The sequence below is a fragment of the Clostridium sp. DL-VIII genome (genome assembly GCF_000230835.1).
Taxonomy (GTDB): domain Bacteria; phylum Bacillota; class Clostridia; order Clostridiales; family Clostridiaceae; genus Clostridium.
Window position 1 is genome coordinate 1,729,284 of sequence record NZ_CM001240.1, and the last position, 11,508, is coordinate 1,740,791.

Sequence of the window (11,508 nt, forward strand, 5' to 3'; positions counted from 1 at the left end):
ATAGCGGGGGTTTTTAAATGACAAGTTATATAATTGATAAGCTATATGATAGAGTTGAAAAAAGAGGCGTTGTATGTGTTGGACTTGATACAGCCTTAGATTATGTGCCAGAACATATAAAGAGTGGCAAGACTCCAAGTGAGGCAATATTTGAGTTTAATAAGCAAGTTATAGATGCAACATGTGATGTCGCTGCATGTTTTAAAGTTCAAATAGCATATTATGAAGCCTTAGGAATAGAAGGATTAATTGCTTATAAGAAGACGTTAGACTACTTGAAAGAAAAGGACGAAATAATAATAGCAGATATAAAAAGAGGAGATATAGCGGCGACTGCAACAATGTATGCTAAAGCTCATTTTGAAGGAGATTTTGAAGCTGATTTTATAACATTGAGCCCTTATATGGGAATGGACAGCATTGAACCGTATATGCCTTATTTAGAAAAAGGAAATAAGGGGGTATTCAGCTTGGTGAGAACATCAAATCCAGGGGCAGAAGACATTGAGTATTTAGATACTACAGAAAATAAAAAAGTTTATGAAGTGGTAGCGGATAAAATAACAGAAATGAGCAAAGAGTGTACAGGGAAATGCGGATATACTGCAATTGGTGGAGTTATAGGATGTACCCATGTTGAAGAAGGAGTAAAAATAAGAAAAACATATAATAATATGTTCTTCTTAATTCCTGGATATGGAGCTCAAGGGGGAACAGCCGAAGATGTTGCATTATATTTAAATAATGGTAATGGTGGAGTTGTTAATTCGTCAAGAGGTATACTGCTAGCCTATAAGAAAGCAAATAAACCAGAAGAATTTGCCCTATGCGCTAGAGAAGAAGCAATAAAAATGAGAGATGCAATTAAAGAGGCAGTAATTAAATCAGTTAACAGTTAAGGGACAAATCCTCTTTCGAGGATTTGAAAAATTATATATTTGAGAAATTCTAAAGGAAAAGTAAATGTTAAAATTATATATTTAGAAACATGAATTTTTTTCCTTGGGGTTTCATTTACAACTGTGAACTGAATAAATGGAGGGAAAGTATGGCTATAGCTTACAGAAATGCAAGAGTAATTTCAAATGAAGAAATTTCAAAAGATATATATAAATTAATATTAGAGGATCATAATGAAATAAATGCTGGTCAATTTTATATGTTAAAAATCAATGGTCAAACACTTTTACCAAGACCTATAAGCATATGTGAAAAGAAGGAAAATGCATTAACATTTTTATATGCAGTAGTTGGAAATGGCACTAAAGAGTATGCAAAGCTTAAAGAAAATGATGAAATAAGCATAACAGGACCTCTTGGAAATGGTTTTGATTTGAATAAGGATTATGGTAAAGTTGCATTAGTTGCAGGGGGAATAGGAACTGCACCTATGCTTGAACTTGCAAAGAGATTAAGAGAAAAGAGCAAGGAACAGAAAATAGATTTATATGCAGGTTTTAGAGATGACGTTTACTTAATAGATGAATTAAAAGAATATGCAAATGAGGCTTATATATCCACAAATACTGGAAAACATGGACATAAGGGGTTTGTTACAGAACTTTTAAAGCCGGAGGCATATGATACAGTTTTATGCTGTGGACCAGAAGTTATGATGAAAAAAGTTGTAGAGATGTGCAAAGAAAAGAATACTAAGGTTTATGTGTCTATGGAAAAACATATGGCTTGTGGAGTAGGTGCTTGTTTAGTATGTACGTGCAAGACAAAAGATGGACATAAGAGAACTTGTAAAGATGGCCCAGTTTTCGATGGATACTATGTAGAATTATAATAGGCAGGAGGAATTAAATTGTTGAAGGTAAATATTAACGGAGTAGAATTTAAAAATCCTGTAATTGCTGCATCAGGAACTTTTGGTTTTGGTGAAGAATTTAATGATTTTTATGACGTAGGAATTTTAGGTGGAATATCTTCAAAGGGTCTAACAATAAATCCAAAACAAGGCAATGAGGGAATTAGAGTATTTGAAACTCCATCAGGAATGATGAATTCAGTTGGACTTCAAAATCCAGGAATAGATGCATTTATACATAATGAACTTCTAAGTATGAAAAAGCTTGGGACTAATGTTATAGCTAATATTGGCGGAGGCTGTTTAGAGGATTATATTGAAGCTGTAACTAAAATTAATGAAACAGATGTGGATATGATTGAACTCAATATATCCTGCCCAAACGTAAAGCACGGAGGAATGGCCTTTGGAATAAAATCAGATGTAGCATATGGGGTTGTTAAAGAAATCAAGTCAATAGTTAAGAAACCATTGATGGTTAAATTATCACCAAATGCAGAAGATATAGTTGATATGGCCTTAAAATGTCAGGAAGCGGGTGCAGATTCCATTTCGCTTATAAATACATTAAAGGGAATGGCAATTGATGTATATAAAAGAAAGCCAGTATTTAATAATATAACAGCAGGTTTATCCGGGCCAGCAGTAAAGCCAATTGCACTTAGAATGGTTTATGAAGTATCAAAAGCAGTAGATATTCCAGTGATAGGACTTGGGGGGATATCTAATGGTAAAGATGCTATTGAATTTATGATGGCAGGAGCAAGTGCAGTGCAGATAGGAACAATTAACTTTGTGAATCCTATGGCAGGAAAAGAAATAATTGAAGAAATGGAAGCTTTCTTAAAAGAACAAGGGATTAAAGATATAAATGAAATTGTAGGAATAATTTAACCAATTTAATGAGTGGAGGATGTTTTGATGAAGGAATATAAGAGAGAATTTATTGATTTTATGATTGAATGCGGAGTATTAACATTTGGAGATTTTGTTACTAAGAGCGGAAGAAAGACGCCTTTCTTTGTTAATACAGGTAATTATCAAACAGGAAAACAATTAAAAAAGCTTGGTGAATTTTATGCAGAGGCTATAAAAGAGAATTTTGAGGACGATTATGATGTACTATTTGGACCTGCTTATAAAGGAATTCCATTAAGTGTTACTACAGCTATAGCACTTTCAGATTCGTTTGATATTGATGTTAGATATTGTTCAAATAGAAAAGAAATAAAGGATCACGGAGACAAGGGAATTCTTTTAGGAAGTAAATTGAATGATGGAGATAAGGTGTTGATAGTTGAAGATGTTACAACAGCGGGAACTTCAATTTATGAAACTATGCCTATCTTAAAAAGTGCAGGAGATGTTAATGTTAAAGGACTTATAATATCAGTGGATAGGATGGAAAGAGGCCAGGGAGAAAAATCTGCACTTGTAGAAATTAGAGAAAAATTTGGATTTAAAACTTGTGCCATAGTAACAATGGCTGAAGTAATAGAATATTTATATAACAAAGAAATTAATGGAACTATTCTTATAACTGATGAAGTTAAAGGAAGAATAGATGAATACTATAAACAATATGGTGCAAAATAAAAGTGTTACATTTTAGCTATCACATAAACTTAGAGTTTTAGGAGGGCTTATGAATATTTTAATTACAAATGACGATGGAATTAATGCTCCTGGAATAATTTCTTTGGCAAAAGAAGTTTCTAAGGCGCATAATATTACAATCGTTGCACCTAGAGAACAGAAAAGTGCTTCAAGCCATTCTATATCTCTGCATCATCCTATAAAAATAAGAGAAGAAGTTATTGAGGGATTAAACTGTAAAGCATATAGTGTAGCGGGTACACCTGCTGATTGTACACAAGTAGGAATAGCTTTTTTAAAAGATGATATAGATTTAGTAATATCAGGAGTAAATTATGGCTTAAATGCAGGCATTGATATTTTATATTCAGGTACAGTTTCAGCTGCTATAGAAGGAGCAATTTATAGTATTCCATCAATTGCAGTATCTATGGATTTATCAAAAGAGAATAGGGAAGAAGATTATTCAAAGGCTATATTTTGGCTTATGAAAGTACTAGATATAGCAAAAGAGAAATATTTTAAAAGTGATATTGTTTTAAATGTCAATGTACCTAGTTTAAGCAATGGAGATATAAAAGGAATTAAAGTTTGCAAGATCGGGAAAACAACATACAAAAATGAGTATGTCCTCTTAGAAAGTAATGCTGAAGATAAAGCGTATAAAATTAAAGGAACTAGAAATGATATTGAAAAGGATGAAACAGATTTATATTATTTATCACAAGGATATGTTACTTTAACGCCGCTTCATTTTGATTTTACAAGTTTTAAATTGTTAGATGAGGTTAAAGACGTTTTTGAAAAATAAACTGCGATGATTAAATTAATAGATTTAATAGTTCTAGAATGCACAAAGTGATGGTCAAAATGTTAGATTTTGATCATCACTTTTACGTTTATATAAAAATTAATGTATGTTATTTAGTATTAGCATAATTGCGGCAAAAGTGAAAATGATTTCTAAATGATAAATATTATCATTGACAAAGAGAAAATTAATGTATACAATAATGGTATGAATTAATAAATTAAAAATTGACTGATGAGGCGGCGGCTTATTCAGAGTGGTAATTTATTCCGGTTGACAAAATATAAGGGTTAGTATTATCCTTATATTAGATAGTAGTCATATGACTGACGGAAGTGGAGTTACCACATGAAGTATGACTGAGGTATATTGTTTTATATGCCAAAATAAGCCGACCGTCTGGGCGAGAAAGCCTGGATTGTCGGCTTTTTCATGTAGAAAAATATTATATAAAGTAATATGGGGAGGATGTAAAATGGTTAAACAATGGGAAGGATTTAAAGAAGGAACTTGGCAAGAAGGAATTGACGTAAGAAATTTTATACAAAAGAATTATAGATTGTATGAAGGCGATTCTAGCTTTCTAGAAGGAAAAACAGAAAAGACAAGTAAAGTATGGGAGAAAGCTTATGCTTTAATAGTTGAAGAAGTTAAAAGGGGAATTATTGATGTTGCTACAGATAGAGTGTCAGGAATTGATAACTATGAAGCAGGATATATAGATAAAGATAATGAAGTTATAGTTGGACTTCAAACAGATGCACCTCTTAAGAGAATAGTAAATCCATTTGGTGGAATGAGAATGGTTCAAAGTTCATTAAAAGAATATGGATATGAGCTTGATCCAGATATTGAAAAACATTTTTCAAGATATAGAAAGACTCATAATGAAGGGGTTTTTGATGCATATACAAAAGAAATAAGAGCTGCAAGAAGTGCAGGACTTTTAACAGGACTTCCAGATGCTTATGGAAGAGGAAGAATAATAGGAGATTACAGAAGAGTACCTCTTTATGGAATAGATTATTTAATAGAAGAAAAGAAAAAGGATTTAGATAACCTTAATGGAGATATGCTGGATGAATTGGTAAGAAAAAGAGAAGAGGTATCTATGCAGATTAGAGCCTTAAGTGAAATTAAATCAATGGCATCAAAATATGGAATTGATATATCTAAACCAGCATCAAATGCTAAGGAAGCGGCTCAATATTTATATTTTGGGTATTTAGCAGGAATTAAAGAAAATAATGGAGCAGCAACTTCATTTGGAAGAACTTCAACATTTTTAGATATCTATATCGAAAGAGATTTAGAATCAGGATTAATAACAGAAAAAGAAGCTCAGGAAATAGTTGATCAATTAATAATTAAATTGAGACTAGTTAGACATTTAAGAACTCCAGAATACAACGAATTATTTGGAGGAGACCCAACATGGGTAACTGAATCAATTGGTGGCGTAGGCATAAATGGTAAACCTCTTGTAACTAAAAATTCGTTTAGATATTTGCATACATTAATTAACCTTGGAACATCAGCAGAACCTAACCTTACAGTTTTATGGTCAGATAGATTGCCAGAAAGTTTCAAGAAATATTGTGCAGAAATTTCAATAAAGACAGATTCTATTCAATATGAAAATGATGAGGTTATGAGACCAGTGTATGGTGATGATTATGCTATAGCCTGCTGTGTATCAGCAATGAAGGTTGGAAAGCAAATGCAGTTCTTTGGAGCTAGAGCAAATGTTGCTAAATCACTTTTATATGCTATTAATGGTGGAGTAGATGAATTAAAAGGAATAAAGGTAGTACCAGATATAGAAAGAATAACTGATGAAATTCTTGATTTTAATAAAGTTAAAGCAAATTATTTTAAGGTTTTAGAGTATGTTGCAAAAACTTATGTGGATACTATGAATATAATCCACTTTATGCATGACAAATATGCATATGAAGCAGGACAAATGGCTTTACATGATACTATGGTAGAAAGATTGATGGCTTTTGGTATAGCTGGGCTTTCAGTAGCTATAGATTCATTATCTGCAGTTAAGTATGCTAAGGTTAAGCCAATCAGAAATGAAGAGGGAATAGCAGTAGACTTTGAAGTAGAAGGCGATTTCCCTAAATACGGAAACGATGATGATAGAGCAGATGATTTAGGAGTGGAATTAGTAACTAAATTCTCAGGCGAGCTTAAAAAGCATCCATTATACAGAAATGCTAAACATACACTATCAGCATTAACAATTACATCAAATGTAATGTATGGAAAGAAGACAGGAACAACTCCAGATGGAAGAAAGAAGGGTGAGCCACTTGCACCAGGAGCAAATCCAATGCATGGAAGAGATATAAATGGAGCGTTAGCATCACTAAACTCAGTAGCTAAGATACCATATAATGAAATCTGCCAAGATGGAGTTTCTAATACATTCTCAATTGTGCCAGATGCTCTTGGAAAAGATGAAGATCAAAAGATCAATAATTTAGTTGCAATATTAGATGGATATTTTGTTCAAGGAGCACATCATTTGAATGTTAATGTTCTTAACAGACAAACACTTATTGATGCAATGGAAAATCCAGATAAATATCCAACACTTACAATAAGAGTTTCAGGATATGCAGTTAACTTCAGCAGGCTATCAAAAGAACAACAACTTGAAGTTATAAGCAGAACCTTCCATGAAAGCATTTAGCTCAGTTATAAGTTAAGAGTTAGTAGTTAAGAGTTAAGGATGAAACCCCCTTTGGGGGGGATTTCTGAAATTATAGTTTTTTAGAAAAGCCAGCAGGCTTTTCATACCTAATTTTATCTTTTAATGTATAACTAATAACTTTTAATTTAGCTAAGGACTTAAGTTCCTAATTGTTAATTATCCACAGGATACCTCAAAGGGTTAAACTGTAAAATGATTAAGTTGGATGTCATAAACTTGTCATTCGCAACGTATCACGTATTGAAGCTTATCCATAAGGTATGGTTTTTGTTTTATTAAATATATGAAAGGTGGGATTTAAATGGTAAGAGGAAACATTCATTCAATAGAAACAATGGGCCTTGTAGATGGACCTGGGATCAGGGTTGTAGTATTCTTTCAAGGCTGTGCATTAAGATGTAAATTTTGCCATAATCCTGATACCTGGGCTTGTAGTGGTGGGGAAGAATATACACCTGAAGAATTAGTTAAAAAAATTGAGAGATTTAAAACTTATTTTGCAAGCAGTGGTGGAGGAGTAACATTCTCTGGTGGAGAGCCTTTAAGGCAGCCTGAATTCCTTTTAGAAGTTTTGAAGCTATGTAAAATTAAAGGAATTCATACATGTATTGATACAGCAGGATATGGATTTGGAAATTATGATGAAATATTAAAATATACAGATCTAGTATTGTTTGATATAAAACATTATACAAGAGAAGGTTATAAAAACATTACACTTATGGAGATAGATGAATCATTAAATTTTCTAGAGGCAATGAAAAGAAACAATACTAAGATGTGGATAAGACATGTTGTAGTTCCAGGATTAACGGATGAAGAAACGCATCTAAGAAGCCTTAAGGAATTTATAGATACAATACCTAATGTTGAAAAAGTTGAACTTTTGCCGTATCATATGTTAGGAGTAAATAAATACGAAGGCCTTGGAATAAAATATCCTTTAGAAGGTATAAAAGCTATGGATAAGGAACTAACAAAGAAATATCAAAAAGATATATTCAAATAAAAAAATAGACTATAGGAACGCTGATCTGAGTTCTTATAGTCTTTTTTAGGTGCATGAAAATAAATAACAGGTCCAAGGCAAATGGACTTGTTATTTATTTGATTGTGCCTTATTAGACTCTAGTATAGATTATAACTATAGTTAAATTATCAATTTTTAGTTTTAAGTATAACCATAGAATTAAAATTGCTTAATATAATATATGCAAATACCATAGTTATTCAAGAACTGAAAAATTATCTTTGTTGAAAGAACAGATAGGACATACCCAATAATCTGGCAAATTTTCAAAATCTACGTGTGGATCAATTCCACCATCAGGATCTCCAAGTTCAGGGTCATAAATATATCCACATACTTCACAAACATATTTTTTCATTTTATCACCTCATTTATAATTTAAACAAGATTGAAACAAAACTTAATCAAAAAGATTTTATGATTTAAAGTTAAGAGTGTTAAAACCATGAATAACAAAGTTCTAAATTATAATATATTATATGTTTGTTTTATTAAGGTGTTAATGATAAAGAATATTAATTTGGATAATTATTATTTATTAAGAAGCTTACTAAAGTAGCCTTTCGGAAAATATCCTTTCTTTAAGCCTTCTATAACAGTTAAATAAGTTGCAGCTGTATCAAATCTGGCATCATGATAATTTCCGCTGCCTTCAAATAGCTTTTCAGACGTTTCAGCAATTTGAGTGCTTGATATATTAAGCCAATCTATTACCTCGGATAATTTAGGGTTCTTAATTTCTCCATTAGCTTTTGGAATTTTACATATATCACGATAATAAGCCATAGTGCAGAAGACATTTTTAGGAGTGAAATCTTCCCCTAAAGATGAGAGCTCATGTTTTAAAAATCTAATATCAAAATTCACATTATGTCCTATTAAAAAATCAGCATTTATAAAATCATCAAGAAATTCTGGAACTAAATCTTCAAAATATTGTCCATTAGACAAATCATAAAGTTTTTCTAATGAGAAACCATGAATTTCTTCAGCGGAAGGATCCATTTCTTCAACTGTGAAGAAGAAATTTTTTCCAGTAGTTACTTGAGGTTTTGCACTGGCATCAACTGTTATATAACTCAGCTGACATATACTGCCTGGCTTTATGCTGGTAGTTTCAGTATCAAAAAATAATAATTTCATTAAAGTGTACCTCCATTTTGTGAATAAGGCATTTAATAAAAGTAATTTTATTAAATGCAATAATAAATATATTCGTTATTAAGTTGTTAAACTTAATTATATAGTATTTACGAAAAAATTCAAATGAGTTATAATTAATAATGATTATTATTTGACAATATATTAAAAAAATTCTATTACAGGAAATTTGAAATAATAAATAATTAATTTATTATTTCAAATAATATACTATAGCGTGAAATTGAGGAGGAAGAGAAAATGATAGAAAGAAGACGTAAGATATCAGTTATAGGAGCAGGATTTGTAGGGGCAACAACTGCATATGCATTAATGAATAGTGGGATAGCTACTGAAATATGTTTGTTTGATATAAATATGGATAAAGCAATGGGAGAAGTTATGGATTTAGTCCATGGTACATCCTTTGTAAAACCAGTTAATATCTATGCTGGAAATATAGACGAAACTAAAGATTCTGATATAGTAGTAATTACAGCAGGAGCCGCTCAAAAAGAGGGTGAGACTAGATTAGATTTAATTGAAAAAAATTATAAGATATTTAAGGGATTTATTCCACAAATAGCAGCTGCAAGTCCAAATGCAATTTTATTAGTGGTATCAAATCCTTGTGATGTATTAGCTTATATAACTTATAAGTTATCAGGATTCCCTAAAGAAAGAGTTATTGCATCAGGTACTGTGCTTGATACTTCTAGATTGAAATATGTTATTGGAAAATATTTTAATGTAAATAATAATAATATTCATGCATATGTTTTAGGAGAGCACGGTGATAGTGAAGTTGTAAGCTGGAGCACATCAAGTATAGCAGGAGAGAGTTTTGAGGAATATGCTAAAAAATTCAATCTAGAATGGAATGATGATGTTAAAGCAGTAATTGAAAGTGATGTTAAAAATGCTGCTTATGAAATAATAAGTAGAAAAAATGCAACCTATTTTGCAGTAGCATTAGCAGTCAATAGAATTGTAGAAGCTATATTAAGAGATGAAAACACAATTTTAACAGTATCTTGTTTAATGCAAGGGGAATATGGAATAGATGATGTTTATTTAGCAGTACCGACTATTTTAAATAGCACTGGAGCCGTACGAATTGTTAATCCAATATTAAAGGATGAAGTGGAATTAAAGAAATTGAAGGAATCTGCTAAAGTATTAAAAGAGAATATACAAAAGGTTATGAGTGACAAGTGATAAGTTAAATATAAAGCTCGAATAGAAAGTTCTACTACCTAAATCTAGTATTTGGGTAGCAGAACTTTTTTAGTTTTTGGTTGAATTTCTGAAATATATATTTTTTAAAAGCCTAAAGGGTTTTCTTCATTTATCTTAATCAATTCCTTTAAAGCTTATCTCACCAGTAAGAACTGCTTTTTCTTTTCCAGCACTATCTTTGACAATAAGATCACCTGAATCAGATAGAGAAACACAAGTAACAATTTCTTCATTATTATATGTAAGTAATTTAGCTTTTTTACCAAAAATATTAGAATGACTTCTACAAATTGATATTGTTTCACTAAGATCAAGATCATTTACAAATTTGCAGTAAAGTTTTTCAAAATTATTTAAAAAACTGGCGAGTATTTCGCTTCTTTTAAAGTCTTTATTAAATTCAATTTTTAAAGAAGTTGCAATAGGTTTTGTAATTTCATCAAAATCATTTTCATTTATGTTTACATTCATTCCTATTCCTAAAACGAGATAATGAACAGTATCCATATCACATTTCATTTCTGCTAATATTCCACAAAGTTTCTTTCCATTGAGAATGATATCATTTGGCCATTTTATATTTACATTAATATTGAAATCCTTTAAAGTTGTATATATAGAAGCAGCGGCAATTTGAGTTATTTTAGGAGCCTCATTAGGGGGGAGTTTTGGTTTTAAAACAAGAGTAAACCATAATCCGCCATTTGGAGAAATCCATTTTCTGTTAAAACGGCCGCTCCCAAGAGTCTGCTTTTCAGCAATTATTATGCTCCCATCTTCAATGTTTTTTTGAGCAAGTTCTTTAGCTTTAACATTTGTGGAATCTATTTCATCAAAATAAAGTATATTTCGCCCTATTGTACTTGTTTTTATTAATGATAAAATTTCATTTTTATCTAACAAATCAGGAGAAGATATTAATTTGTAGCCTTTATTTGAAATTCCTTCAATTATATATCCTTTTAACTTTAAATTTTTTATGTGCTTCCATATAGCGGTTCTTGAAACATTTAGAGTCGAACTAAGATATTCACCAGAAATATAATCAGTGGCATTTTTTAATTCATTTAAAATTTTATCTTCCATACGCGAGTACCTCCTGAAAATAATTATAACATAATGAAAGAATTAAAAGACAAAATTTAAGTTTGTAT

11 protein-coding genes and 1 riboswitch are annotated in these 11,508 nt (G+C 31.0%); of the genes, 8 read left to right on the plus strand and 3 right to left on the minus strand.

Features of this window, described 5'->3' with window-relative positions:
• The first annotated feature begins 17 nt into the window (after positions 1-17).
• The 7 genes from pyrF to pflA all read left to right on the plus strand — a co-directional run bounded on the left by pyrF (position 18) and on the right by pflA (position 7,954).
• Positions 18-899: an orotidine-5'-phosphate decarboxylase gene (pyrF, locus tag CDLVIII_RS07905; protein ID WP_009168920.1), complete on the plus strand. Its 882-nt coding sequence runs from the start codon at positions 18-20 to the stop codon at positions 897-899.
• Between the two features lie 149 nt (positions 900-1,048).
• The gene (locus tag CDLVIII_RS07910; RefSeq protein WP_009168921.1) at positions 1,049-1,792 is read left to right on the plus strand and encodes a dihydroorotate dehydrogenase electron transfer subunit; all 744 of its coding nucleotides are present in this window, start codon (positions 1,049-1,051) and stop codon (positions 1,790-1,792) included.
• 18 nt (positions 1,793-1,810) lie between these two features.
• Positions 1,811-2,707: a dihydroorotate dehydrogenase gene (locus CDLVIII_RS07915; protein WP_009168922.1), complete on the plus strand. Its 897-nt coding sequence runs from the start codon at positions 1,811-1,813 to the stop codon at positions 2,705-2,707.
• Between the two features lie 27 nt (positions 2,708-2,734).
• Positions 2,735-3,409 carry an orotate phosphoribosyltransferase gene (gene pyrE, locus CDLVIII_RS07920; protein ID WP_009168923.1) on the plus strand — a complete coding sequence of 225 codons (675 nt, stop codon included), beginning with the start codon at positions 2,735-2,737 and terminating at the stop codon, positions 3,407-3,409.
• A gap of 49 nt (positions 3,410-3,458) precedes the next feature.
• Complete coding sequence (gene surE, locus CDLVIII_RS07925) at positions 3,459-4,220, plus strand: 5'/3'-nucleotidase SurE (RefSeq protein WP_009168924.1); 762 nt, start codon at positions 3,459-3,461, stop codon at positions 4,218-4,220.
• 312 nt (positions 4,221-4,532) lie between these two features.
• Positions 4,533-4,632, plus strand: a riboswitch (ZMP/ZTP riboswitch).
• A gap of 63 nt (positions 4,633-4,695) precedes the next feature.
• Complete coding sequence (pflB, locus tag CDLVIII_RS07930; protein WP_009168925.1) at positions 4,696-6,924, plus strand: formate C-acetyltransferase; 2,229 nt, start codon at positions 4,696-4,698, stop codon at positions 6,922-6,924.
• Positions 6,925-7,246: 322 nt separating this feature from the next.
• Positions 7,247-7,954, plus strand: a complete 708-nt coding sequence (pflA, locus tag CDLVIII_RS07935; protein ID WP_009168926.1) for a pyruvate formate-lyase-activating protein — start codon at positions 7,247-7,249, stop codon at positions 7,952-7,954.
• A gap of 217 nt (positions 7,955-8,171) precedes the next feature.
• Here pflA and CDLVIII_RS07940 read toward each other — a convergent pair whose 3' ends face one another.
• Together CDLVIII_RS07940 and CDLVIII_RS07945 are read right to left on the minus strand one after the other, a co-directional pair.
• Positions 8,172-8,333 (minus strand): rubredoxin, encoded by a 162-nt coding sequence (locus tag CDLVIII_RS07940; protein ID WP_009168927.1) that lies wholly within the window; start codon positions 8,331-8,333, stop codon positions 8,172-8,174.
• A gap of 173 nt (positions 8,334-8,506) precedes the next feature.
• On the minus strand, positions 8,507-9,118 hold the full coding sequence (locus tag CDLVIII_RS07945; RefSeq protein ID WP_009168928.1) for a 3'-5' exonuclease: 612 nt from the start codon (positions 9,116-9,118) through the stop codon (positions 8,507-8,509).
• Positions 9,119-9,376: 258 nt separating this feature from the next.
• On the opposite strand from CDLVIII_RS07945, the gene CDLVIII_RS07950 reads away from it, so the two are divergent.
• Complete coding sequence (locus tag CDLVIII_RS07950) at positions 9,377-10,333, plus strand: L-lactate dehydrogenase (RefSeq protein ID WP_009168929.1); 957 nt, start codon at positions 9,377-9,379, stop codon at positions 10,331-10,333.
• 135 nt (positions 10,334-10,468) lie between these two features.
• On the opposite strand, the gene CDLVIII_RS07955 is transcribed toward CDLVIII_RS07950, so the two are convergent.
• Entirely contained in the window at positions 10,469-11,440 is a 972-nt protein-coding gene (locus CDLVIII_RS07955) for a biotin--[acetyl-CoA-carboxylase] ligase (protein WP_009168930.1), read from the minus strand.
• Positions 11,441-11,508: the final 68 nt, after the last annotated feature.

Bases quoted from the DNA above. Each gene is read 5' to 3' on its own strand.
- pyrF (WP_009168920.1), top strand. From the start codon at position 18: ATGACAAGTTATATAATTGATAAGCTATATGATAGAGTTGAAAAAAGA.
- CDLVIII_RS07910 (WP_009168921.1), top strand. From the start codon at position 1,049: ATGGCTATAGCTTACAGAAATGCAAGAGTAATTTCAAATGAAGAAATT.
- pyrE (WP_009168923.1), top strand. From the start codon at position 2,735: ATGAAGGAATATAAGAGAGAATTTATTGATTTTATGATTGAATGCGGA.
- surE (WP_009168924.1), top strand. From the start codon at position 3,459: ATGAATATTTTAATTACAAATGACGATGGAATTAATGCTCCTGGAATA.
- pflB (WP_009168925.1), top strand. From the start codon at position 4,696: ATGGTTAAACAATGGGAAGGATTTAAAGAAGGAACTTGGCAAGAAGGA.
- pflA (WP_009168926.1), top strand. From the start codon at position 7,247: ATGGTAAGAGGAAACATTCATTCAATAGAAACAATGGGCCTTGTAGAT.
- CDLVIII_RS07940 (WP_009168927.1), bottom strand. From the start codon at position 8,333: ATGAAAAAATATGTTTGTGAAGTATGTGGATATATTTATGACCCTGAA.
- CDLVIII_RS07945 (WP_009168928.1), bottom strand. From the start codon at position 9,118: ATGAAATTATTATTTTTTGATACTGAAACTACCAGCATAAAGCCAGGC.
- CDLVIII_RS07950 (WP_009168929.1), top strand. From the start codon at position 9,377: ATGATAGAAAGAAGACGTAAGATATCAGTTATAGGAGCAGGATTTGTA.
- CDLVIII_RS07955 (WP_009168930.1), bottom strand. From the start codon at position 11,440: ATGGAAGATAAAATTTTAAATGAATTAAAAAATGCCACTGATTATATT.